The organism is Microcoleus sp. AS-A8 (assembly GCA_039962225.1).
Lineage (GTDB): Bacteria > Cyanobacteriota > Cyanobacteriia > Cyanobacteriales > Coleofasciculaceae > Allocoleopsis.
Genome location: JAMPKV010000006.1, coordinates 42,469 through 68,235, shown reverse-complemented (window position 1 = coordinate 68,235; position 25,767 = coordinate 42,469). Strand labels below are relative to the sequence as shown.

General features: G+C 46.4%; 20 protein-coding genes. 7 read left to right on the top strand and 13 right to left on the bottom strand.

Annotated features, from left to right (window positions below):
* Nucleotides 1-35 precede the first annotated feature (35 nt).
* On the bottom strand, nt 36-704 hold the full coding sequence (locus NDI48_11075) for a response regulator transcription factor (protein MEP0831749.1): 669 nt from the start codon (nt 702-704) through the stop codon (nt 36-38).
* A 240-nt stretch (nt 705-944) separates the two neighbouring features.
* Here NDI48_11075 and NDI48_11070 point away from each other — a divergent pair, with 240 nt between their 5' ends.
* Nucleotides 945-1,310, top strand: a complete 366-nt coding sequence (locus tag NDI48_11070; GenBank protein ID MEP0831748.1) for a response regulator — start codon at nt 945-947, stop codon at nt 1,308-1,310.
* Nucleotides 1,311-2,197: 887 nt separating this feature from the next.
* Here NDI48_11070 and NDI48_11065 read toward each other — a convergent pair.
* The 3 genes from NDI48_11065 to NDI48_11055 are packed head-to-tail and all read right to left on the bottom strand — an operon-like array spanning nt 2,198 to nt 4,348.
* A complete protein-coding gene (locus tag NDI48_11065; protein MEP0831747.1) occupies nt 2,198-2,629 on the bottom strand; it encodes an archease in 432 nt (143 codons plus the stop codon).
* 14 nt (nt 2,630-2,643) lie between these two features.
* The gene (locus NDI48_11060; GenBank protein MEP0831746.1) at nt 2,644-3,435 is read right to left on the bottom strand and encodes an N-formylglutamate amidohydrolase; all 792 of its coding nucleotides are present in this window, start codon (nt 3,433-3,435) and stop codon (nt 2,644-2,646) included.
* Nucleotides 3,436-3,463: 28 nt separating this feature from the next.
* Complete coding sequence (locus NDI48_11055) at nt 3,464-4,348, bottom strand: GTP-binding protein (GenBank protein ID MEP0831745.1); 885 nt, start codon at nt 4,346-4,348, stop codon at nt 3,464-3,466.
* Between the two features lie 107 nt (nt 4,349-4,455).
* Between NDI48_11055 and NDI48_11050 the strand changes: the two genes are divergently transcribed.
* A complete protein-coding gene (locus NDI48_11050; GenBank protein MEP0831744.1) occupies nt 4,456-5,658 on the top strand; it encodes a transposase in 1,203 nt (400 codons plus the stop codon).
* 38 nt (nt 5,659-5,696) lie between these two features.
* Here NDI48_11050 and NDI48_11045 read toward each other — a convergent pair whose 3' ends face one another.
* A complete protein-coding gene (locus NDI48_11045) occupies nt 5,697-7,157 on the bottom strand; it encodes an RtcB family protein (protein MEP0831743.1) in 1,461 nt (486 codons plus the stop codon).
* 465 nt (nt 7,158-7,622) lie between these two features.
* Entirely contained in the window at nt 7,623-8,789 is a 1,167-nt protein-coding gene (locus NDI48_11040) for a quinone-dependent dihydroorotate dehydrogenase (protein ID MEP0831742.1), read from the bottom strand.
* Nucleotides 8,790-8,923: 134 nt separating this feature from the next.
* Here NDI48_11040 and NDI48_11035 point away from each other — a divergent pair, with 134 nt between their 5' ends.
* Nucleotides 8,924-11,824 (top strand): GAF domain-containing protein, encoded by a 2,901-nt coding sequence (locus NDI48_11035; GenBank protein ID MEP0831741.1) that lies wholly within the window; start codon nt 8,924-8,926, stop codon nt 11,822-11,824.
* Here the strand turns inward: NDI48_11035 and NDI48_11030 are convergent.
* Nucleotides 11,817-12,743, bottom strand: a complete 927-nt coding sequence (locus tag NDI48_11030; GenBank protein ID MEP0831740.1) for a hypothetical protein — start codon at nt 12,741-12,743, stop codon at nt 11,817-11,819. The two genes, NDI48_11035 and NDI48_11030, sit on opposite strands and share 8 nt — an antisense overlap.
* A 70-nt stretch (nt 12,744-12,813) precedes the next feature.
* Nucleotides 12,814-14,175, bottom strand: coding sequence for a DUF58 domain-containing protein (locus tag NDI48_11025; protein MEP0831739.1), 1,362 nt, complete (start codon nt 14,173-14,175; stop codon nt 12,814-12,816).
* A 289-nt stretch (nt 14,176-14,464) separates the two neighbouring features.
* Between NDI48_11025 and NDI48_11020 the strand changes: the two genes are divergently transcribed.
* Both NDI48_11020 and NDI48_11015 read left to right on the top strand, forming a co-directional pair.
* Nucleotides 14,465-14,623, top strand: coding sequence for a hypothetical protein (locus tag NDI48_11020; protein ID MEP0831738.1), 159 nt, complete (start codon nt 14,465-14,467; stop codon nt 14,621-14,623).
* Complete coding sequence (locus tag NDI48_11015) at nt 14,616-15,389, top strand: CPBP family glutamic-type intramembrane protease (protein ID MEP0831737.1); 774 nt, start codon at nt 14,616-14,618, stop codon at nt 15,387-15,389. Before NDI48_11020 ends, NDI48_11015 begins: the two co-directional genes overlap by 8 nt.
* A gap of 152 nt (nt 15,390-15,541) precedes the next feature.
* On the opposite strand, the gene NDI48_11010 is transcribed toward NDI48_11015, so the two are convergent.
* From NDI48_11010 to NDI48_10995, 4 genes are all read right to left on the bottom strand, one after another.
* A complete protein-coding gene (locus NDI48_11010; protein MEP0831736.1) occupies nt 15,542-16,771 on the bottom strand; it encodes an ISAzo13 family transposase in 1,230 nt (409 codons plus the stop codon).
* Between the two features lie 150 nt (nt 16,772-16,921).
* The gene (locus tag NDI48_11005; protein ID MEP0831735.1) at nt 16,922-17,872 is read right to left on the bottom strand and encodes a MoxR family ATPase; all 951 of its coding nucleotides are present in this window, start codon (nt 17,870-17,872) and stop codon (nt 16,922-16,924) included.
* Between the two features lie 50 nt (nt 17,873-17,922).
* Nucleotides 17,923-19,056, bottom strand: a complete 1,134-nt coding sequence (locus tag NDI48_11000) for a DUF4350 domain-containing protein (GenBank protein MEP0831734.1) — start codon at nt 19,054-19,056, stop codon at nt 17,923-17,925.
* Complete coding sequence (locus NDI48_10995; GenBank protein ID MEP0831733.1) at nt 19,053-19,661, bottom strand: DUF4129 domain-containing protein; 609 nt, start codon at nt 19,659-19,661, stop codon at nt 19,053-19,055. Before NDI48_10995 ends, NDI48_11000 begins: the two co-directional genes overlap by 4 nt.
* Before the next feature lie 216 nt (nt 19,662-19,877).
* Here NDI48_10995 and NDI48_10990 point away from each other — a divergent pair, with 216 nt between their 5' ends.
* The gene (locus NDI48_10990) at nt 19,878-20,498 is read left to right on the top strand and encodes an alpha-ketoglutarate-dependent dioxygenase AlkB (protein MEP0831732.1); all 621 of its coding nucleotides are present in this window, start codon (nt 19,878-19,880) and stop codon (nt 20,496-20,498) included.
* A 160-nt stretch (nt 20,499-20,658) separates the two neighbouring features.
* Here the strand turns inward: NDI48_10990 and NDI48_10985 are convergent, their stop codons facing one another.
* Nucleotides 20,659-23,619, bottom strand: coding sequence for a PAS domain-containing protein (locus NDI48_10985; GenBank protein ID MEP0831731.1), 2,961 nt, complete (start codon nt 23,617-23,619; stop codon nt 20,659-20,661).
* Nucleotides 23,620-23,909: 290 nt separating this feature from the next.
* Here NDI48_10985 and NDI48_10980 point away from each other — a divergent pair, with 290 nt between their 5' ends.
* On the top strand, nt 23,910-25,751 hold the full coding sequence (locus tag NDI48_10980) for an AAA-like domain-containing protein (protein MEP0831730.1): 1,842 nt from the start codon (nt 23,910-23,912) through the stop codon (nt 25,749-25,751).
* Nucleotides 25,752-25,767: the final 16 nt, after the last annotated feature.

The following is a 25,767-nucleotide window of genomic DNA, read 5'->3' as shown; positions in this document are numbered from 1 at the left end:
GGGTCACACCCCTGATGATCGCTCCAGTTGTGTATCTAGCTTCCGACAATTTGAGTTTTGCTAGTCAGAGCCGATAAGTGAGAGTGAGCGAAAATGGCGACTTGAATGCGATCGCGCAAATTCAAGCGACTTAAAATACTTGTAATATGGTTTTTTACAGTCTTTTCAGAAATGTAAAGCGCTTCAGCAATTTCCCGGTTGTTCGCTCCTGTGGCAATTAACCGCACAATTTCCTGTTCTCTAGGGGTCAATTTATTCCAGTCTAGCGAGGAACTCGAAGCCGGAGCGGGAATTTGAGCCATAATTTTCTTACCCAATCCCGGCCCTAAATGAGTGTAGCCCCTATACACCGCTTTAATCGCTAAGGCTAACTCTTCGGGTGGCGTATTCTTGAGCAAATAACCTGCTGCACCATATCTAAGCGCCTGTGCGACATATTCATCATCATCATCAACGCTTAAAACTAAAACTTTTGTCTGTTCAAAGCGCTGGCAAATTTCCCTCGTTGCTGCCACACCATCCATGACTGGCATCTGAATATCCATCAGCACAACATCAGGATGCAGCACTTCTACCTGACGAATGGCTGCTTCTCCCTCCGAAGCTTCTCCCACCACTTGCAAAGCATCCTCATTCGCCAACAATAACTTCAATGCTTGGCGAATCAGAGATTGGTCATCTACTATCAGAACGCGAATTGTCATGGGAAATGCTTATAGCCGTAGATAAGGGAAACATCAAAATTTCGCTCCTAATTTGTGCAGACTGGAGTGAGAAAATGCAGTTTTTTCCTAACCCTATCTGTTTCTAGTAGGCAATGCAAGAACTAAGCGTCCTACTTTTAGCTAGGACTTAAGTCCTAGAGTAAATTGGGACTTTCACCTCATACCGGATTCCTTGTGTCAGCTCTATGATCAAGGTATAGTGCATAAACTGATTGTATCATGAGCAAAATTCTAGTCGTAGAAGACAGCCGCACACAACGGTACATGGTTACCAACTTATTGACCGCCAGTCAGTTTACAGTAACTGCCGCCAAGGATGGAATTGAAGCTTTAGAACAAATTCGTCAGGCTTGCCCTGATGTCGTTGTCTTGGATGTCATTATGCCTCATCTCAATGGCTACGAAGTTTGTCGTCGCCTCAAATCTAACCCAGCAACCAAGAATATTCCTGTCATTATGTGTTCTTTAAAAGCTACCAATGCTGACCGCTATTGGGCTTTTAAACAAGGTGCAGATGCTTACGTGGGCAAGCCTTTCCAACCGAATGAATTGATTGAAACCGTTAAACAGTTGTTAAATTCTTAAGGAATTAACGTACTGTATCTACTTGATGTAATTCCTGGCTCGAACTCTAACCGAATTTCCCCGTAGGGATGAGAGTGGTAAAGCCAAGATTCAAAAATATAAGAATATTGAATGTTTAGGATGTGGTTGCTTCTACACTTACTCGTTCCAGCTTGAAAGGCTTTCCAGAAACATTGAGCTTCACGAAGAATGTAATGGCAAGCTGAGATTCTCTTCAGGAACAGGATTAGTGTTGACAGGCTTTGTGTAATCAGGGGTTGAGCAGAGCTTCAGAACAGGGGTCAAGGTTGAACCCAAATGGTATCCGGACTTGTAGAGTTTAGGCTAACGATTTTATCGTTCTAGCACACCCTATCGTTGCCTACAAAATACTATCCTTATGAAACCTAGCCTAAACTCTGGACTATTGGTTTAGAAACCCAAAAATTTCTTGAGAGTTTTTTCAATTTCCTCCTTAGTGGGTTGAGATTGTGAGCCTGGTTTTTCAGGTTCAGGGTTTGCTAAACGTTTGGAGCTACCCAAGAAATCCTGTATGTTTGGTTGTTTACTCATTAAATATCCTTGCCTAACTGGGAGAATAGACTTCTCTCATTGTTAGAATTTGCTTGATGTGAAGTTGTGAGTTTAATCTATCTTTTAAGTGATTCAGCTCACAAAACCAGCTATTTAATCGATTCTTTATTCAATTCTATTAACCCTTCATGGCTTCTTCATGAGGCTAACCCATTTCTAAGGGATTATACCTATATTATCACTCTCGCTGGAGAATATCTAAAAAATCAATCGTTGCAAATATTCTCTACCAAAATTATATCAAAGGGGTAATTCAGAGCTGCTGGAAGAGGAAAACGATCGCGCGTCTAGAGGCTCGACTTGGCAGAGATGCTCTAAATGTCAAGGATGACTAAAGCTGTCCAACCATCATCGGTTTTTTCCAATTGGAAACGGTGCAAGGTAACTGCTTTCACATCTACTCGTTGCTCGTGACGATCGCTGTCCAGTGTTTCTCCCTGAGTCACGGCGGTGAGATGATATTCTCCATTCTTCTGTTCGATGTGAACCTGCTGCGCTCGCAGCAGAAGGAGCTCACTGTCTTTGTAGTAGACGAATTCTTGGAGAAAATTGAACAGCAGCATGTCCAACTCGTCATTCTCCAGGCTGAAGGTGCGTGTTTCCTTCAGTGCGATCGCCTCTAGATTATCAATCATCGCGTTGAGCGTGGCATCCCCAGCGGCGATGAAAAGCGCCTCCAGGTTTTCTCCCCAAGCTCGAAACGCAATATCTGCGATCGCAATATCTTCCAGGAATTCGTAAGGCATAAGGCTCAATGATACTAAGATAAGGCACGAGTGCCAATGTCACGAACAATTAAGGCAAAACAATCATCAAAGTTTTTCTTTGCCGCATAAAACTCACAAACCTCCCAGTCAGGAGGCTGTAATTTATCAAGCTGATTTTCATTGAGATAAACAGGATAACGAACCTCAATTTGGAGTGTTTCGACACCTGGCATCTGACTGTAGTGTCTCGTGATGTATCCTCCCGGAAATTGTTTGTTTCTTACTACGTTATATCCTTTACTTAAAAAACTTTGTTCTACAGATGAAATCAATAATTCTGAGCAACTGCTACCTTTGGCATTTCCTAAGTCAATGTCTTCAGTGATGAGTCCAAAGAAGCTATGTAAATCTAAAAGGTAAACTTTTCCAAATTCATCAACTTTATCTTGAAGAATCGCTCTTAATTTTTCGTGATAACGAACATAGTATTTTTGGATGCGCTTCTGTAAGTGTTCGCTGCTTGGCTGAGTTTGGTAAATGGGTTTTCCAAAAGCTGTTTTTTCAGGAATGACCGAAGTCCAAAAGTTACCAAAAATCGGCTCCTTAACTTGTCGATTGAGATCGACCACGTATCTACTATGCGTAGCTTGAATTACGGTAATTCCTAAATCGGGAAGAGATTGATAGAGTTGATCGAGATGCCAGTCACTATTGGGTAAAGCCTGAAGATGCTCGCTTGTAAATTGTGCGGCAATGTCGTCAGGAACAAACAAACCGCTATGAGGGAGATTAGCTACTAGCGGTACTGTCGAACCTTTTGGTATATGAAGATTAAATAGATCCATCAGTCAATCCGCTCATTTAGACATAAGGCTATTGCTCGCACAACTTTAATCGACCAAGAATTTCTTCTTTTCGTTCACTCACCTGTTTGCCGATAAAAACCAGCTCAGTCGCCTCTTGTTCAAATGGTTCAAAATCCCAGCGTCCAGCCACGAAATTAAACAGATAGATACCTTCAGGAAATCGGATAAACCCTTTCGCCCGGTAAACATCTACCCCAATGCTATCAGCAAATTCCTCAAAACATTGGCGATTAAAAGTAGCACTCGAAGTATAGCTGAATGCTTCAAATTCCGGCTGATGAACGTGATGAGGTTGCGCTTCAACCCGCTCTCTGGCAATCCCAAACAGCAAGTCTGTATCTACCTTACCCCGTTGGGTATGTAGAATTGAAGCAACTTCGTTCAACGAGTGCAACTTTTGGGCGATCGCGTTTAACTCACTTTCCGAAACTAAATCAACCTTGTTTAGAATTAGGGTATCTGCGGCTTCAATTTGCATCCGCATTGTGTGTCCTACAGACGGATACTTCACCATCGCATCCGCATCAATCAGGGTAACAACTCCATCCAAACGCACGTTTGGTAAGCTCTCTTGAATATCGAACGCGAGTGCATCTGGTTCTGCAACTCCAGTTGTCTCCACCACAATATGATCTGGGTCAACAGTATCAATAATTTCATTGACCGCCGCTTCAAACTCACCCACTAGCGAACAACAAACGCAACCTCCACCGAGGTCTGCCATCTCAACGTTTTTCCCCTGAATAATTTTTGCATCGATTGAAATCTCACCAAATTCGTTCATCAGAATGGCGATTTTTCGGGAAACCGTATCGATAATGTGACGCAGCAGCGTCGTCTTGCCGCTTCCCAGGGGGCCTGTAATAACTGTAATAGGCGTGCGTGTCTGCATGGATTTATCAAAGATTTGGGTTTAAAACTGCTCATCCTCACCTTCGGCTCCGGTCGCTCCGTGTCCTTCCAGGACGGCTTTACAGGGATTCTGGTAGAATGTAAGACATGACACAAAAAGCCTACCGATACCGTTTTTACCCAACGCTGGAACAAGAACAACTCTTGCGCCGGACACTGGGTTGTGTTCGGTTGGTCTACAACAAAGCGTTGCACATTCGCACAGAAGGCTGGTACGGTCATACGGAGCGGATTGACTATAAACAGACATCCGCTATGCTGACCAACTGGAAACAGCAGGAAGACTTGCAATTCCTTTCGGAAGTCAGCTCGGTGCCATTGCAGCAAGGCTTGAGAAATCTGCAAAAGGCATTCACTAATTTTTGGGCAGGTCGTGCTAAATACCCCAACTTCAAAAAGAAGCGAAGTGGTGGTAGCGCTGAGTTTACTCGTGCAGCTTTCAAGTGGAAGGACGGGCAACTGTGGTTGGCGAAGTGTTCTGAACCCCTGCCAATTCGCTGGAGTCGGGTTTTGTCCGATGGCGGCGTCCCGTCTACTGTTACCGTCAAACTGGATGCGTCGGGACGCTGGTTTGTCTCGTTGCTCTTTTATGACCACACCGTTAAGGCGCTGCCTCAAATCAATAAAACGGTAGGGATTGACGCGGGAATCACCTCCTTGATTGCGACCAGCGACGGGGAGAAAATTGTTAACCCCAAGCATTTTAAGCGCCTTCGCTACAAGTTGAGACAGGCTCAAAAAGCTCTGTCTCGCAAAGTTAAAGGCTCTAATAACAGAGAGAAGGCAAGGCGTGAAGTTGCCAGGGTTCAGTCCAGCATTGCCGATGCCCGTAAAGATTTCCTTCACAAGCTGACCACTCGACTGGTACGCGAGAACCAAACGATTGCTGTCGAAGACTTGGCTGTGAAGAATATGATGAAGAACCATAAATTGGCGCAAGCAATTGCTGATGCCAGTTGGTCTGAGTTGGTTCACCAGTTGGAATACAAGTGCCAGTGGTACGGTCGGACACTGGTGAAAATTGACCGTTGGTTTCCCAGCTCTAAACGCTGTGGAAACTGCGGTCACGTTGTTGATAAATTGACGCTTGATATCAGGGAGTGGGATTGTCCAGAATGCGGGACGCACCACGACCGAGATATCAATGCCGCAAATAATATTCTCGCCGCAGGGCTTGCGGTAATTGTCTGCGGAGCGAACATAAGACCTGATGGGCATAAGTCCAAAGGGCAGTTGCGAAAAACCACTGAGCGTAGTCGAAGTGGAAAGAAACAGAAACCTAAATCGTGAGGTTTAGGAATCACCGTCGTTCCACGGCGGTGAGGATGTCAACCCTTAACATTTCCAATCGGAGTCAACCGCACAACCCGCTTGCTAATTCCTGCTAACTCAGCCGCTTCAATCACATCATCAACATTTTTGTAGGCACCACCCGCTTCTTCCGCTAACCCTGGCTTAGAGTTAGTGCGGACATAAATACCTTTTTTTAGCATATCTTTTTGGAGTTGGTCTCCTTGCCAGGTTTTTCGCGCTTTTGCCCGACTCATTGTGCGTCCACTACCATGCGCCGTGCTGAAGAAAGTCTGAGCACCAGTGGGTACACCAACCAGCAAATAAGACCCCGTTTCCATGCTGCCGCCAATGATAATCGGCTGACCAAATGCCTGGTAACGCTCCGGCACATCCTCCATACCTGGGCCAAAAGCACGAGTTGCACCCTTACGATGCACTAGGAGCGATCGCTCTTTTCCATCTACAATATGACGCTCTAACTTGGCGGTATTGTGGGCAACATCGTAGACCATCTCCATACCCAAGTCTTCCGCAGAACGTCCAAAAATTTCGGAAAATACCTCACGAATGCGGTGCAAAATAACTTGACGATTGACAAAAGACATATTGATGCCGCACTTCATCGCCGCAAAGTAAGCTTGTCCTTCCGGAGAATTGAAAGGAGCACAGGCGAGTTCCCGGTCTAGAACTTTGATGCCATACTTGCTTTCCATTACCTTCAAGAAAACTTGCAAGTAATCAGTGGCTACTTGATGACCAAATCCCCGGCTTCCACAGTGGAACATCACGACCACTTGGTCGGGGTGAGTAATTCCCAAAATTTTGGCTAAATCCCGGTCGAAAATATTCTCTTTTCGAGCTACTTGAATTTCCAGATAGTGGTTTCCAGAACCGAGAGTTCCGATTTGATTAAAACCGCGATCAATTGCTTTTTCGCTAATTTTTGCAGAATCGGCACCCTTGATGCATCCATTTTCTTCAATCAGTTCCAAATCTTCTTCCCAGCCATAGCCATTGTCAATGCACCAACGCGCACCCTGCTCAGCAATTTGGCGAAAATCATTGCGCGACAGCTTCACAAAACCCGTACTTCCCACCCCAGCCGGAACCCTTTGGTAGAGTTTATCAACCAGCTTTTTAATATGAGGTTTTACATCTTTATAGGTTAGGTTCGTGACCACCAAACGCATCCCACAATTAATATCGAAACCGATACCACCCGGTGAGATAACGCCTCCTTGCTCCACATCCATCGCCGCAACGCCACCAATGGGAAAACCATAGCCAAAATGTCCATCCGGCATACATAAGGCGTACTTTGTTATTCCTGGAAGCGTCGCAACGTTAGTGACTTGGTCATAAACGCCATCGTCCATTTCCCGGATTAATTTCTCTGTGCCATAAATCCGGGCAGGAACTCGCATTCCTTCCTTATAGGAAATTGGAATTTCCCAGATTGTGTCAGAAATTCGTTTCAAAACGTCCATCATTGCCATCTGTGACTCTCCTCCCACTCATCTGCTGTGCCGGCTACCTGCCAAATATATCTGCAACGAAATTTTATGAGTTCATTTTGCAAGTAACAAAATAAACTCATACAGGGCTGGATCTAGATTCGAGCCTAACGCTACTCCTGGGTCTAAACCTCTCCCCAAAGACTCGGTTTACAGTTGAGCCAGCTTGTTAGATTAAGTTCAGTAGGTAGGCACAAACAGGACTTACGCATTTTCTGGGTTAATACACCATCTTCGTAAGGGCACGGCATTGCCGTGCCCCTACATGTAGCGGATAGCGTAGCCAGTTGCATAAGTCCTGACAAATAAACGAAGGTATATCAACAAATGCTAAGAGACTAAAATCCTCTTCCCTTCAGCCTTCTGCCTTCTTCCCTCTGCCTTGGAGCCTTCTTCCCTCTGCCTTCAGCCTTCTGCCTTGCCTCAACGACAAATATTAATGCCTACCTACTTATCCTTAAATCCTGCCAAACCCACAGCTTGAGAAATCGAAGTCAATCCCCGTTCTTCTACCTTGTCCACTAATCCCTGCAAAATCCGCCGTACCATCCAAGGGCCTTCGTAAATCCAGCCCGTGTAAACTTGAATCAGACTCGCACCCGCCGTAATTTTCTCCCAGGCATCCTCCGCCGTGAAAATGCCCCCAACCCCAATAATCGGCAATTGACCTTGAGTTTGCTGGTAGATGAAGCGAATCACCTCCGTGGAACGTTGACGCACTGGCGCACCACTAATCCCACCCGCTTCTTCTGTAACTGGTTTACCCGTTGCCTCAATCATCTGAGTTTGGAGTCCATCCCGACGGATGGTCGTATTGGTAGCCACAATCCCCGCTAACTGATAGGTTTGAGCCAGTTGGATCACATCGGCGATCGCATCCCACTCCAAATCGGGAGCAATCTTGACTAAAATCGGCTTTTGTGCTTTATTTTCCTGTTGCAATGTCTCCAAGATCACCCGCAGTTGAGCCGCATCTTGGAGCGATCGCAATCCCGGTGTATTGGGAGAACTCACATTTACCACAAAGTAATCCCCCAAATCCTGGAGTTGGCGAAAGCTTCCCAAATAGTCAGCCGCCGCCGCTTCCAGGGGTGTTACCTTAGATTTACCCAGATTAATCCCCAACGGAATAATTGAGTGAGAACGTTGAGGGTTATGCTCTAAACTTTCAACTTTCCCCGCCGCCAATCGTTGTGCCAAAGCCTCAGCACCCTGATTATTAAATCCCATACGGTTGAGGACAGCTTTGTCTTGGAGCAAACGAAACAACCGGGGACGAGGGTTTCCAGGTTGTGCGTGCAGTGTCACAGTGCCCAGTTCAGCAAAACCAAAACCAAAGTGACCCCATAGTCGAGCCGCCATGCCATCCTTATCAAACCCAGCCGCCAAACCGAGGGGATTGGGGAATTTCAGCCCCCATAACGTTTGCTCCATCGTGGCATGTTTCAGACAATAAGTTTGCTGCAATCGCGCTTGCACCCATTGATTGGGTGGGCGATCGCTATTTCGCTCCAACCAACTTAAAAGCCGGAACGTCTGGTAATGTAACCATTCTGGGTCTGCCTTTAAAACAGAGAACAAAATGGGGCGAATACTAAATTGATAAATATCCATAACAGCAACTCTAAATTAAATGAAAGTGACCGACCCATTTGATGCGATAACTACAACAGGCTTAACCAATACTCTGAATTTTTTCATCCTTTATCCTTCATACTTCATCCTTCCTTTGAAGGGTCTTGAAAATCATGAGTCAGCAAAATCAACAGCCCCACAACGACGACCAACTCGTTGCATTGGGTCGAGTCCTTCAGACCTTAAGGGAAGAGGAGAATGCTGACGTTCTCATCGAAACGACCCTGGATTACCTCACCCGCGAGTTTAACTATGGCCTGATTTGGATTGGTCTTTATGACCGTCTCGAACACCGCTTATTTGGCAAAGGCGGCGTCACTCCCAATGGAGAAACCCTGTTTCTCCGGCAATGGTTCAACCTCAATCCTGGCGATCTGCTAGAGCAGGTCGTCATCCAGCAGCGACCCGTGGGCGTTCCGGATCTGCGCCAAGAAATCCGTGCCGGAGAATGGCGTAGAGCCGCTCAAGAGTTTAACATTCAGGGCACGCTACTGTTCCCTTTGCGTTGCAAGGATCGATGTTTTGGGGTGGTGTTGTTGGGATCGCACCTGTGGGGCGTTTCCCCTCAACCCGATGAAAAAGCTCAGTTGTCCTTGCTGTTAGGCGGATTAGCCGCAGCCTTATATCAAATTGAAGTGGACTGGCAACGTTCTTCCCTCAAACGTCCCGAACAGCCTGTCTTTCAAGTCCTCGATGAACTCATGCAAGTGTCTACCGTCGTGCCTCGTCTGGAAGCGTTGATTAAAATGACACAGCAATTTATCACCCCCACACGCACGAATCTCTACTGGTACTCGCCAGCACAACGCTATTTCTGGCAGCGAGTCGGCAACCGAGAACGTATTCCTCGCTTAGGAAGCTCCCGAACAAATGCTCCTGGTTTGACCGTAGCCGAAGTTCACGACTTTTATCAAGCCCTTGCCGCCGGTCAATTAGTAACCATTGGTGCAGGTCGCAGCCTGCTAAAATCTGACATTACCGAGCGTTTACTGGGACGATTACGCGCCCGTTCTCTGTTGGCAGTACCCATTCAAGCACAGGGAGAACTCTTAGGTTTTCTGTCGGTAGAAGACAGCGAAGCTCGGATCTGGGAAGAGGCAGAACTCAAATATGTTCGCGCCGCCGCTCAACTGGTGGCACTCGTGGTGGGAACGGAGGAACTCGAAACCACCCTGCAACAAACTCAAAATAATGCCCAGTTTGCCGCCGAGATTGCCCAAGCCATTACTCGGAGCCATGACTTGAATACGGCGCTCAAGGAGTGCGCGAAGCTGCTGTGTGCCCGCCTCGATGCCGATCGCTTTTTAGTCCTGCAAGAAGAGGAAAGGGGTCACTTTACCTTGGTCTTCGGGACACAACCTTTAAATCGGCGTGCCCTCGCCTCTCCCTTCCCGGCTGTTTCCCCTGAAGATCGACAGTGGTTGTTCAATAACGCTGAAGCCGTATTCATTGAAGATTTGGATTTGGATTGGCGACTGCGTCCCTGGCGGGAAGCCTTTCAGTTTGTGGGTGTGCGCTCACTTCTGATTTGCCAGACATCCCAGTCCAGCCATTACAACTCGCTCAACCCAGCCAAGGGTTCTCCTTTACTGGTAATTGCGGATCGAAAGCCCCGCACTTGGAACCCCACACAGCGCTCTCTGGTGAGCATTGTCGCCCAACAACTGAATCTTTTGCTCCTGCTGGGCACTTACACTGAGAGCGCCCAACAGTCGTTGCTCGCCCAGCAGACGCTGCAAGTCGGATTATCTACTCTCTTCCAAGCCCCCCAAGACCCCATCCAATTAGAGCGCATTGGGTTAAATTATTTAGCGAATCTTTTGGAATGTCCTCTGGCTGCTTTAATCACTTGGATACCGGGCAGCGAATGGGCAACGATTGCCGCAACGGTTGTGGCTGACCCCTCCTTCGCCCTCCCTCCAGATCTGACGATCCCCATCGCGAGCGATCGCTTAATCCAAGACACCTTGGCGGCTCGTCATTGCCTCTGTCGTAGCGTTACTGAACTGACGGCGTTTACCCGCAACTGGCTCAAGAGTCCCGCCATTGGTCAGCTTTTGGCGCTCCCCCTGAACGCTGAGGCCACACCGACTACAGGGATTGTCCTGTTCGCCGATCAGGAGGAACGACAGTGGCCCACGCATCTGCTGAGTACCCTAGAAATTCTCACCCAACAGTTTACCTGGCTTCGCCATTACCAATACAGCCTCACCCAGTACACCCAAGGGGTAGAAGATTTACAAACGCTGAACTGGTACAAGCATCGGTGCTTGGATATGCTTCAGCAGTTTGTGGGTGAGAGTGTGAGTGCCTTGCTGGAACTGGACGCTCCGAGGCTGCCACCGCCCAGTGTAGAAGAACTGAAGGATTCCCAACCCCTGGAGGCGGGTCAAGCTCATGCTCCAGGGGAACTCACGGGGAGTCTATCGTTACAGCCGATGCGGCGAAAACAAGTCCTGCATCAGATGGAACAAGCTCTGGCGTTGCTCAGGCCAGTCCTCAAGGACGAGCAATGGCAACTAACCGTCAAACCGCGTGCCATACCCCTCGCCAATCTCCTGAAGCGAGCGCTCCGTCGTGTGGAACCGTTATATAAGCAGTACAAGCTTGGTCTACAAGTTTATAACTCAGCCAACAAGAGCATTTATGGGGATCGGCTCAAACTGGAGTGTATCTTGTTTGAATTGTTAGTCACCTTCTGCTTTCACGCTCAACCCGGTAGTCGGATTAACCTTTGGTGCAGCCCTTTTAGTCCGGAGTTCAAAACAACATTTAGCCCTCCTGCTTCCCGTCCGTTTCAAGAATTGTTGATTGCTGAAAGTGGGGTATTAGATGAGTGCCTCCAAGCCGTCATATCCTCTGCACCCCTGCCACCCCCTAGCTTGAATCTGAAGATTTGCCAACAGGTTTTACAGGTGTGGGGGGGTGACCTGCAATTTTACCAACTTGCTTTTCCAGTGGCTTCCGAGAAGTACCGCTACTCCAGTCGGTTGCTGATTCCTTTGGCTAAGTGATATCCGTTGAAACGAATGGAACACCAGGGCGTAACCTCAAACCCAAACCCTCTCGACGCAAGCGTAAGTTATAATACACCACGGCTTTGATTAATTGAAAAAAAGGTAGGAGCATCACAGCATTTAATAAAGTGATTGCCCAGGAAAACATCTGCATTAAGATAGAATCAATTAGGGGATACGCCGATACCAATCCCGCCATTAATCGGGAAGTGATAAAATTAATTAATTCTACCCCTAAATAAAGCAATATCTCTAAAGGTAAAAATAAAAAAAAGCATACAACTAATATAAGTTGAATTTTCCAAAAATATCCTTTCGTAAGTTTCCAGCTCCGGCATAGAGTTGTGATTAAATTAATATTGCTTTCTGAAGCCAAGGGTAATTCTGCAATAAGAAATCGTGAATAAAGCCACAACGTTGGAGCAAACAGACAAGCTAGAAAAAACAATAATATCAGCAATAATAACAATAATAAAAATATAGCTATTAAAATATTATTCCTGACATTTTTGTCAGTAGTGATTGATTCTAAGGGAGCCATCACCTGTTCCATGCGAGTCATGGCTAAGAATAGTCCGGTTAGAATGAAAGATAAGATTAGTGTGATAAACAGTAAGAAAAAAAGTAAAATAGCTGTGAGTAAAAAACTCCAGGTTCGAGGCTTAATATAACGTCTGGCATCTTTAATGCTCTCCGTTTGACCCATTAACTCACAGAAGGCTAAACGCGAAATCAGTGCCGAATTCATCCAAAATTTAGCCCAGCCATAAACAGGAACCAACAACCACAAATAGGCGAGTAAAGAGAGTTTTAAATACAGTTGGAAATTGGCGCGATACAGATTAATCGCCACATTCACAACGTTGCCAATACTGAGCGGCTGTATCAAATGAGGACGGTTAAGGTTTTTAGACATGAGAAAAGATATCCTGAGCAACCGATTTTAGAAAAAATCAACGTGTGAAAAATCTGCTAACGAATGAAAGTCAAAGCAAATTGCGAGCCTTAAGTTGCAGATAGCGGTCAACCAGTTGTTCACTAATCTGATTAGCGGGTGCATCCAAAACCAGAACCCCTTTTTGCTTGAGTTGGGCAAACGCAACTTGACGTTGGGTGATTAAATCGAGAGCCACAGCACGACTATAAGCGGCTGCAATCGTCCGGTTGGCGTCTGTATCCCTCCTCTTGATTTTCTCCCCCTCTGCCCTCTCCTGATTCAGGGGAGTATGAGCGATGCAATCCACTTGGGGATCGCGGAGTGCCACACAAAACGGTAAGTAGCGGGGAGTAAGGCGTCCGAGGGCGGAAAGCAGTTCCACAGAAGCGGTGGCATCCACGATATCTGTAATCAGAACAACCAAGGCGCGACGGGTTTGTTGATTCACTAATTTAGTGACAGCACCCACATAGTCGGGTTCGAGTAAGACAGGCTGAATCGGGGTGAGGCGTTCAATCAGCTTCGATAGCTGATGTTGACCCCGTTCCGGAGGAATCCAGGAGGTGACTTCGCGATCAAAAACGCCAATTCCGACCCGATCGCCTCGATTTAATCCCGCCAACGCCAGGGATAGTGTGGCATTTAAACCCCAGTCGAAGCGCTTCAGCCCTTGCACTTGTGCCGTCATCAGGCGTCCCCGGTCGAGTAAAATAATCAGGGTTTGCTCCCGTTCCGGTTCCAAGACTCGTATGAGTGGGCGCGAACGACGGGCGGTGGCTTTCCAATCAATCAGGCGGGTATCGTCCCCAATCCCATATTCTCGCAGTTCAGAAAATTCTGTACCTGCACCCAGTCGTCGCGCTTGGCGCATGGTGCCGGTATTTTCCAAGGTGAGACGAATCGAGAGCGATCGCAACCCGACTAAATCAGGATAAACCGCCACTTTCTGACTGGCTGGAATCTTCCAATCATGCCATGCCAAACCCCACCGCCCCAGTTGCCGCAGCTGAATCTCTCCCCACTGAAACTCCCCGCGACTATCGGGGTGAACGGTATAGGTGAGTTCCTGAGAACTGTGCGGTTCTAGAGTGGCTTCTAATATGGATCGAGAAACCTCAAATTCCAAGGGATAGTCATCTCGCAGACGAATCTTCGCCCCCCGATTTGCCGATTGCACGGAAAGAACAACGGGATTATCCCGCCCAATGGAAAGCCGATGCAAGGGATGACGTGTGACTTGCACTCGGTGAGGTTTTACCCCTAGTCCATCCCAAACGGCGACACCTAACACTAAGGTATCGAATAGAAGGGTAATGAAAATACTGGTCTGTGGATCAAAAATGATGGCGACAACGATGGCGATCGCAATACCGAGCAATAAGAGTAAATAGAGGCGTTGAGAGGGAATCATAATTTTTTATCAGTGCCCCTTCAGGAGCCACTTGGCTAACCTCTATTTATAGTCTGATTTTTGAAGGATTGCTGAGACTCCCATTATGATCTGTGAACCCATGCCTTCGGCTCAGGCGGATTTCTCGCAGGTTTCTGTTAATGCAAGCTAGATGGGCGATCGCTTAAGACTACGATTCCGACAAAATCAACCATTCGGTTGATACAACTGGATGAAGTGCGATCGCCTTTTCACTTCGTAATTTATTGGTAGGGGTAAAGATGCCAAAGCTGCCCTTACTGGAACAAGCATGATTAGAGCTGATCAAGACACCGATTTAGTTGTCCACAAAGACCTTCTAATCAATACCTACATACCAATAGCAAAAACGTGGGTTGCTGAGGAAGATGGAACTCTTGCCAGTTTTATTTCTCTGCTAGAGAACAACGAAAACGATAGATATGCATAACACTCAAGCCGCTAACAAGTACAGCCGTCTAGCTGCCTTTTGGGCAGTCCTTGGTGCCCTGGGGACACTTGCTGGTTTTCCTTACTCGGTAGCACTCAATTCCTCGTTAACCGTATCCCCGCCTCTGCCGTTACCCCTATTAGCGATCGCCAGCGCAATTCAGAGTGGTGTTCTCCTGTTTATCCTGAGCTGGATTGGCGTCCGGCTGGGGCAATCTCTGAGACTCGACACCCCTTTTGCCCGTGCCTTTGTTTATGGGTTAAAGCCACCCGCCCTCTCAAAACGTGCCATGAATTGGGCAATCATCAGCGGTATTTTAGGAGGATTTATCATCTTGGCGCTGGCTTTTTTGTTTCAACCCTTTATGCCGCAAACAGTACAGTCTACAACTCTCAACATTGCCCTGTGGAAGCGTGTACTGGCTTGTTTTTATGGTGGGATTGTGGAGGAGCTATTACTGCGCCTATTTTTGATGACGCTGATGGCTTGGGTTTTCTGGAAGATGGGGCTAAGAGAAGGGAAACACCCCGCACGGCTTGCGTTCTGGCTAGCGATCGCACTTTCTGCCCTACTGTTTGGGGTTGCCCATCTGCCAGCCGCTGCAACCTTGTGGTCATTGACCCCCATTGTCATTACCCGAACGATGGTGCTGAACTCTCTAATGGGAATAGTATTTGGCTTTCTCTATTGGCAGTGGGGGTTGGAATACGCCATGCTGTCTCATTTCTGTGCCGATATCGCGCTGCATGTCATTGGTGGGAGTTAAAGCACCTATCGCACCAAACCCGATTTCTATATCGATCGCTCTCACCAATGGCTCATATTAAGTCCGGGTAATCGCTTACGATAAGAGTAGAGGGTAATTTCCATCAGCGATGCCAAAACGAATTAGGAAGTATGTAAAAATAAGTTGAACAATTAAGCAGGAATTCTGGGCTTAATTACATAGTTCCATTCACCGCGAAAAGAGTTGCGCTCAATGGCAATAGCCTTAAATTCTTGGTCTGTAACTTTGATACCTGGAACGTAGCAATTTTCATCTAACCTAGCTTCCACTTGTAATCCTTGTTGAGTGGTAGTGTTGCGAATTAGATTAATCACGATTTGCAAACTAGTTAAAGGTCTACTACGCCAATTTTGAGTAATGTGGCAAAACAAGCGATGCTCAATTTTATTCCATTTACTTGTTCCGGGAGGAAAATGGCAGACCTGAATCGTTTTCTGAATCTCGTCGGCAAATTCTTGGAGTTTTAACTTCCAGAGTCGAGAACGATAACTATTGCTACCACCACAATCTGCCGTAATCATCAGATGCTGACTATTGGGATAAGATTGTTTTCCCATGGCGTACCACCAATGGCGAATAGACTCGACGGCAAAGCCAGCCGTATCGTGGTCAATACCAACATTGCTCCATCTTTTATTGGTTGTGAGGTCATAAATTCCATAAGGAATTGCTTTACCTAATTCGGGGTCAACAAAGTCATGCATTCGTACCTCGATAGGCTGTTCGTTAGGACACCACTCAGTTCCAGGATTCTTAAAGTTTCCAATTAACTCTTTTTTCTTGGTGTCCACTGAAATTACAGGTCGCGCCTGCGATTGGAAGTATTTGACTTGGTTTGAAATATGTAAAAACTGGTCGTCTCGGTCTGCACTCTGCCCACCATCACGGGTTTTCCGATTGGATTGTAAGCTGTAGCCTAACGATTCGAGTAAATTGTAAACGCTCTTAGAACTGATTCTGTGTCCCCCTTGATTCAAGGCTTGAGCCAGTTTAACTACACTTTTAGATGTCCATTTGAGTGGAGATTCTGGGTCGCCTAATGTCATTGGCTCCACCAGCGCTTCCAAATCTGTCAGCAGCATTGGGTCTCGTTCTTCAAGTAGAAGACGTCCACCACCTGCTTCTCGGATTCTTAGAATTTCATCCTGCGTTTTTGACTCATCTGGTTGTGACAACAAACCTATTCCGGCATGAATTGTCGTCCGCGACATTCCCGTTGCTCTAGAAACCTGACTTATACCTCCCCAACCTAGACTTTGGGCTTCGATTGCGGCCCAAATACGTCTTGTTTTCTCATTCAAGTAAGGCGATAACCGCTCATACTTGTCTTGAATGCTTTTTATCCCCTCATTCCCAGACATATCACCCTGCAATGCCAGTTATCTTCTCATTATTCAATCTCTGGATAAATTGTCCAATTTATTTTTACATGGCTCCTAAGAGTGCGGGAATTTACGGAAGTCTGCGGTAATATATGAAGTCCCTCAGCGAGCTTGATCTTCAGCGATCGCTTACCTGGGTACCGATACTTGACTCAACAAGGAAGAAATAACAGCATCCATTTGTACTCCATCGAGTTGTGCTTCGGCTTTCAGAATCAGACGGTGGCGTAACAAAGGGGGTGCCACTGTCTTTATATCATCCGGGGTGGCATAGTTGCGACCTTCTAGCCAAGCGTGAGCTTTACTTGTTTGTAACCAAGCTACAGCCGCTCTCGGAGAAGCACCCAAAGCCAAGTCAGGATGTTGTCGTGTGCGCTGTACCAACGCCAGTAGGTAATCTAGCAACTTGTCCTCAATCTCAATCGCTTGCACGGCTTTTCTCGCGCTCAGAATCTGTGCTACGGTTGCGATCGGTTTGAGCCGAGCTAAATCCAGGCGCTTGGCGCGAAACCCCGCCTGAGCATTCAGCAACATTTGCTTTTCGGCGGCTGAATCGGGGTAATCGACCACCAATTTAAATAAAAAGCGGTCTAACTGAGCTTCTGGCAAGGGGTAAGTGCCTTCAAATTCCAGGGGATTTTGAGTTGCAATCACCCAAAACAATTCAGACAGGGGTAACGTCTCCCCATCCAGCGTCACCTGCTGTTCTTCCATGGCTTCTAGCAGTGCGGCTTGGGTTTTCGGGGGGGTGCGGTTAATTTCATCCGCGAGCAAAACTTCTGTAAAGACAGGCCCTTTTTTCAGGGTGAAACTGCGGCTATTCAGGTCAAAAATGTTCGTCCCCAAAATGTCGGAGGGCAAAATATCTGGCGTGAGCTGAATCCTGCGAAAATCGGCCTGGATCAGCCTTGCCAGCACCTTCACCATTAGGGTTTTTCCTGTTCCGGGGACTCCTTCGACAATCACATGCCCTCCACTCAGGAGTGCCACGAGCATCTGCTGCACCAAAGTCGATTGACCCACCACTACTTTGGAAAGGGTCTGCGCTAGGCGCTCAAATATAGCGTTCGATTCGCTCATGTAGGGGTCAGCGTGGGAGTGGATAGGACTTGAATTCTCATTGTGAACGATTACGGGTTCAAGAAGGGGAGATGGCGACGAATTTGCTGCCATTTTCCCAACCACTTTAGCAATTCTGTTTCCCTAATTCGAGCTTTTTGAGATTGCATTTGCAGCACTTGTTCCAGTTCGGCGGCTGGACGCCCTGTCTGCTGCATCCATGCGTTCACGAGAGATTGAGGGTCGAGTTGTTCCTGTCCTAAAAAGAGGGCTTTTTGCAGTTGCACTTGTTCTTCTTTGCCCACAACTTCTAACACAAACTCACTGCTTTCAGCTTTTTGCAAGACGGCGGCTAAAGCCTGAATGTAAGCTTCGCTGTTGTTCACAACGGGTGTGGGTAAGGTTTCGGGTTTTCCAAAGCGACGATTTCCAGCCCAGATGGCAACGAGGAGGAGAATTGCAACCTGAACCAAAGCTGGAAATACGGGAGTTTTACCGAAGTAACTAAATATATCTTGTTCTTGTTTACTCTTTGTTGCGTCTGTATCTCTGTAACCGTGAAGGTATTCGTCTACCCATACGGAATTGGCGATGGAAGAGTTTTCCGCCTCTCCTGATTGGGTCACCAGTTGGGCGAGAAATTCATAATTACCCCGAAAATCTTGATAGGCATTGGCTGCCAAATCGGGTGTTGTAGCGAAGATGGTGCGTCCTTTGCCGATATTTTCTTGCCAAACAATCGAACCAAAGCGATCGCCTAACTGTTTTTCCTGCGCTGACCAATTCCTACGCGCCGTATTAATCTTAACCTTCCCCATTGCCGTTTCGTGCAGGGTATTAAAAGCGGCTTTGGTCACTGGCTGACGGATGCCCAAAGTTACCAAAATGTTGCCCTTTTCTACCCAGTCTCGCTCATCTTGCTCCAGGTCTGGAGCAGACAATTGACTGTTGACGCGTAACAAGGTAACCGGAGCTTTGATTGTCTTGTTGTTGGCTAAATTCTCAAACGGTTTTTGCCAACGCTTGGCTGGGGTTCCCCGTTCCTCCATGAAAGCATACCAAGCACCATACCCATTGGGGGCGCGGGTGTAGGTAGAACCACTACTGAGTTGATTATTGGCAGGAGCTGCAAACAAGGTAAGGAGAATTAAGGCTCCAATTGCGATCGCGCCAAATAACCATAACCGCCGATTTGACCCTTTCATAAAGCTTCAATTTCTTGGTAAGCTTGCTGGCACTGCTCAAAGTCTGCACTTGAAGCTTCAGTATTACTAAAGCATAGTTGCTGATGCGTCATGAGCAAGGTTCGGTAGGGTTTGGGTTGGGGTAGCTGCTGGACTAATTTTAAGTATTCCCCATCGGTGCGGCTAGATTCGTGGGGAGCCATCCCACTGTCATGTAATCGTTGCAACATTGCCATATACAGCGATCGACAAGCTTCGCGATAATTACCCTGCTGCTGGAATTTTTGCGATCGCTGCAACCAACCTGCAACGGATAATGATTGGGCGGGTGTTTGGGTGACTTTTTGAGCAGGCTGATTCAACGAATGGGTGAGGGAATAAAGATAAGGACGCAACCATCGCCAAATCTGCAAACCGATCCAGGTTAAGAGTAAACCCAGTATCAGCCAAAAGGCAGCTTTAGCTAGCATTTGTATCATTGGCGAATTCCACCAAGATGGCAGTGATGCATTGGATGGGTTAGATGCAAATCGGGAAAGTTGCAGTTCCCACCACTCCCCAAACCGTTGTTGCAGTTGGGATAGCTGCCAACCCAAACTATCCTTCTCAAAGGAACCGTTAGACATGAATGAATCTCGCACAGCGCAGGACTATTTCTATTTAGCCATGTCTGCATCATGAATCTGTACGAATCCAGCAACTAAAGGCTAAACATGAAGGGGAGACAACGGGTAGAATACCGCTAATATGCGTGGCGGATATGCTAAATTCGGCTCACCCAATCACTCAATGTTCCTGTGCCTCCCAAACTCCACTTTGCCTCAAAGCTCAACTGAAGAAGCATGGAATTTCCCAATAAGGCTGAATTAGCTATAGAGAACTATCGTGATTCTGAAATCAAAAAGGTTCCAGGACTTGCCTATATTTCTAACTACCTGAATCCGGATGAACAAGATGATTTACTGAATATTATAGACCAACAAACATGGTCAATTAAAGACCAAAGAAGAATTCAAGAATATGGATATAAATATGACTATCAAGATGGCTTTTTTGTGGCATCAACCCACTTAGGTACTTTGCCCGATTGGGCACAGAGTATTGCTGTCAGACTGGCTCAAGATAACTTAATAGTCAACATTCCCGATCAAGTCATCGTCAATGAATATCAACCCGGTCAAGGTATTGTGAGCCATACTGACTGTATTCCTTGTTTTGGCAATACGATTGTTACTCTCAGTTTAGGCAGTGATTGTGTCATAAATTTTACTCATTCTCAAACCCAAGAGGAAGCAAAAATTCTCTCGCAACCTGGAAGCTTATTAATTTTTAAAGGGGAAGCCAGATATAGTTGGCAACATGGAATTATTGCCTGTCATCGAGATAACTATAAGGCTAGAGATTTTATAAGAACTAGACGGGTTTCTATAACCTTTAGGGAAGTTTTATTTCCTTATAAGTAGTAATCCCTCTGCCTTAAAACTGTCAGCCTTGTACCTCATCTAAATGCAAACCGCTATATCGCTTGAAACAAGAGCAACCCACTTTAGCGAATCCGAGTGGTACAGCACCGATTTTGGGGAGTTTTGATGGATGTCACAATTTTGTTTGAATCAGTATTTTTCAATCTCTAAAAGCTGTGAGAGAATAACGGTCTTTACACTCAGGTTCATTTGGGGTGATTCGCTTGTGACTGGCGCGCGTTTTACAGATTACAGGAATCTCTGCAATCAACTGTGTCCCTTTCCCTGGAACCGAAATGCATTTGAGTTTACCCTGGTGTTTTTCCACGATAATTTGATGGCTAATCGATAATCCCAATCCCGTCCCTTTTCCGACTGGCTTCGTTGTAAAAAATGGGTCAAATATTTTTTTGCACACTTCCTTTGGCACCCCACAACCGTTGTCAGTAATCCGAATCACAACTCTTTGATGATTGGGAATTAAAGTTTGGGGATTGACAGACGTATTGAGCAAAATATGGGTTAAATTGCGCCCTTCTCTTGTTCCCGCATCCCCAGTCATCAAGGAAGTGTGGATGGTAATCACTCGTGGCGAAGGTTGGGATTCTAGAGCGTCAATCGCATTATCTAGCAGATTCATGAACACCTGATTCAACTGACTGGCATAACAGGTAACTTTGGGCAGTTGGCTATAGTCTTTAATCACCTTAATTTCGGGGCGATTGCCATCTGCCCTCAGTCGAGGTTGCAAAATTAGTAGAGTATTGTCAATGCCTTCATGGATATCTACCGGCTTTAATTCTGATTCATCCAATCTAGAGAAAGTCTTGAGCGATCGCACAATGGCTTCAATCCGTTCAGCTCCCACCTCCATAGAATCCATCAGTTTTGACCAATCTTCCCTGAGAAATGGCAAGTCGATCTCAGAAGCGAATTGTTGAATAGCGGGTGTAGGATTGGGATACGTTTGCTGGTAAAGTTGAAGCAGTTTTAATAAATCTTGGAAGTACTCCCTGGCCGGATTTAGATTGCCTAAGATAAAGCAGACGGGATTATTAATTTCGTGGGCAACTCCTGCCACCATTTGCCCCAAACTCGACATTTTTTCAGTGTGAATCAATTGGGATTGGGTGCGTCTCAATTCACTGAAAGCCAACTCTAGCTCTTGTGTTTTTTCTCGTTCTCTTGCTTCCGATCGCCGCAGTGCTTCTGACTGCTTTTGAACCCTCGCTAATAATTCGGCTTGCTGCAAGGCGACTCCTAACTGATTGCCAATCTCAACTACCACATGGGTTTCTGCTGTTTTCCATTGGCGAGAGCCGGAATTTTGATAAGTTGCCACCAATCCCCAAAGTTTAGAGCCGCAGAAAATGGGGACAATGATGTAAGCTCTAGCTTGAAATCCTTCGAGGAGGTTGATGTAACAAGAGTTAAACCCGGCTTTGTAAATATCTTGGACGACTGCATAACTTGCACCTCGACTGTACGCACCGCCTTGGGTTTCTTGCAGATAAGTATCCTGCACTGGCAAAGTAGTACTAAGAACGCTATCGCAACCTGCGGCACTATCGAAGCTTTTCACGGCACAGCGATCATTTTCTAGAGTATTCTGTGTCAGATTGGGGTTATTCGCTTGCTCCTGCAACAGCGAAATCCACTCAGTCCCCACAGACTCGGAAACAATCTCTCCAGTCCAGTCGGGATTGAAACGATAGATCAGAACGCGATCGCAGTTCATCAATTGCCGCAATTCCTCTGTTGTGGCACTAAAAATCGCTTCAATATCCAATGTTTGGCGTATTCTTTGAATCGCAAAGGCGATCGCGCGTTCTCGCTGTACGCTCTCCTGCAAGGCTTCTTCTACCCGTTTGCGATCGGTGATATCCAATGCTGTTCCAAACAGCCGAATCACCTGCCCTTGCTCATTAACAACCGCTTCTCCTCTTCCCTCAATGTACCGGACTTGACCATCAGGGCGCACAATTCGATAGTCAAGTTCGTAGCATGTCCCTAATGCCAGCGCTTGTGAGGTCGCTTGTTGAAATGGCTCTCGGTCATCGGGGTGAATCTTCTCGATCAGTTCGGCGTACTTGGGTTCGGGTTGGTTCGGGTCAAGACCTAGAATCTGGAATTTCTCTTCTGACCAGGTAATTTCCCCACTGAGTACATCAAATTCCCAGTTGCCGATATGGGCAATTTTCTGGGCTGTTGCCAGGTTCGCTTCACTATGCTTGAGTCGTTCCTCTGCAAGTTGGCGTTGCATAGCTTGCCGATAGGCATCGCTAATATCTTTTTGTGTACCCAGCATTCGCAGGGGCGCACCCGATTCATCGCGCTCAAAAACCTTACCGCGAATCAGAATCCACTTCCACTCCCCAGACTTTGATCGCATCCGAAATTCCACTTCGTAAAGGGGAAGCGTATCTTGAAGATAGGCATTCAAAACCTCCATTACCCTGGGCTTATCCTGTGGATGCATCAGCTTCTCCCAGGATTGGTAATTATTTTCAATCTCCTCTACCTCGTACCCCAGTATTCTCTTCCAAGAGGAGTCAAAATAGGTTTGCCCTGTGGTGATATTCCAATCCCACCACCCCAAAGCACTACCTTCTAACGCTAGCTGCAAGCGCTCTTCACTCTCCCGCAGCGCCGCCTCTGCCTGCTGACGTTCAGCCATTTCCTGCTTCAGTTGGACAATTGCCTGCTGGAGTTCAGCTTCTGTTCGCAGACGCTCTTGGATTTCGCCTTTCACCGCTTCAAATTGCGCCGCACTGGGAATTGTCAGGGCTTGGGGCAGTAAAGAAACTAGCTCAAACGCTGTATATAATGAGACGACAGCCGCAAAGGCTTTGATCACACCCGATAACCAATAGTCAGGATGCCACAAAGTCCAAATTTCCATAATGTGGGTTGTGCCACAGGAAACGATGAAGGCACCAAACAGCAGGAAAATCCAGTTAAAGGGTATATCTTGTCTCTTGGCTACGAAATACGTGAGTGTCAACGGAATTGAGTAATAAGCCAGCGCCGTTAAGGCATCTGAAACAATGTGTAAGCTCACCAACTCAGATTTCCAGAGATAGCAATGTCCGTGAGGAATAAAAAATTCCGCTAATACCATGTTGATTATGTTAAAAATTTTAAACTTATGTCAGAAGGCAGATACCCATAAAGAAACTATTTATAGTTTGCATTCATAACAAGAGGTTTTCAACGAAAGATTGCAACTTAACAAAGCAACTTAGGCTTGTCCATAAATAACAACCCACTTTTGGCTGAAAAACACAGCAAAAACTGCGGAGGTCTTTTTTCAGGCTTTCTTAATCAAGATTACTCTACCCTCTAATCGGTGGGAAAATAAATCAACTGAGTAAGATTTTGTTTGATTTTAAGCAGGCTGAGCAATTTACGATGAAAAGTCAACCACCAAAGCGTAAGCGAGGTGTCATCCTCACGTATCGAGGTTGGCAGCGCTTGCAGAGGGCACAGCATCAGTCGGAAATTGAAGACAACAATGGCGTTCCCTACACTTTGGAACAAATCGGTGAACGGACAAAGATGAGTCCCAATACCATTGCGAAGGTACAACGTCGCCAAGTTGCTGTAGATCGACTAACCTTGGAGTCCTACTTCAGCACGTTTAATCTTGTGCTGAACGTTGATGACTATACTCAACCTGACTCCAACGAGATCGAGAGTCGTTCCAGTATCATGCTTAAAGGTTACGTTCCGCTCAATTCTCCTTTTTATGTAGAGCGTCCTCCCGTTGAGCAGCTTTGCGATGAAACCATCTTACAACCGGGAGCTTTGATTCGGATTAAAGCGCCCAAGCAAATGGGCAAAACCTCTTTGATGGTCAGGATTCTCGATGAGGCGCTCGCACAAAAGTTTAAAACGGTGACGTTAAGCTTGCAACTGGCTGATGCCGAGGTGTTCACGAGTTTAAATCAATTTCTGCGCTGGTTCTGTGCCGTTGTCACTCGCCGTTTGGGGCTACAGAATCGATTAAACGAGTATTGGGATGAGGTATTTGGTAGCAATTACAACTGCACGGATTACTTTGAAAATTATCTATTAGCAGAAATTGACAGTCCGGTCGTTTTGGCATTAGATGAAGTGGATGTAGTGTTCAATTACCCCAAAATTGCTACCGATTTTTTTGGGTTGCTCCGAACTTGGTATCAGAAAGCCAAGTATCCAGAGCGAAGTAGCCAAATTTGGCAAAAACTACGGTTGATCATCGTTCATTCCACAGAAGTTTATCTCCCTCTTAATGTCAATCAATCCCCCTTTAATGTGGGGTTGTCTATTGAGTTACCAGATTTTACTCCTGGGCAAGTCCAAGATTTAGCAAGTCGGTATCAACTCGATTGGGAAACTAGGGAAGTAGAACGCTTAATGGGGTTGGTTGGAGGAAATCCTTATCTCGTACAAATAGCGTTGCATCACATTAGCGGCAAAGACATCACGCTAGAACAGCTATTAGAAACCGCAACTTCCGACGACGGCATTTACAGAGGCTATTTGCGACACCAATTGTGGAATATTCAAAAATATCCCGAACTCGTAACAGCCTTGACGCAGGTTGTGATGTCACCCACTCCTGTGAAATTAAATCCCATAGAAGCGTTTAAATTGCACAGTATGGGACTCGTGCGGTTTGTCCAGGGGCAGGTTGTACCCAGTGGGGATTTGTGCCGTCGATATTTTAGCGATCGCCTCAGCCAATGGCAGTTAAATTTACTCCAAGAACATCGCCTCGCCACGATTGTTTCCATCAATGTAGTAAACTTTACGGGAATGATGGCGACTGACTCAGAACAAACGCAGCATTTACTCTACCAAAACTTTCAGTTCATAACCCAGTTAGGGAAGCAATATGAAGGGCAATTTCTCAAATCTACTGGAGATGGGTTATTAATGTATTTCCCCAATACCGTCAATGCTGTTAACTGCGCCCAAGAAATTCAAGTAGCCTTCAGGCAAATAGCTGAAGCCACCTCCCAACCCATCCTCACTTATCGAATTGGCATTCATTTAGGAGATGTTATTTTCAATTGCAAGGATGTTACCGGGCCTGGGGTGACAATTGCCACTCGCCTACAAACTGAAATTCCTGCCGGTGACATCTGTATTTCCCAGACCGTTTATGAGGCGGTAAGAAGTCATCTTCCCCTACAACCTATTGAAATAGGACAAGAGCAATTCGAGGGAATTGAAGAACCGATGTCTGTGTATCAACTTACTCTCTAGATACCAGGCTTTTTGA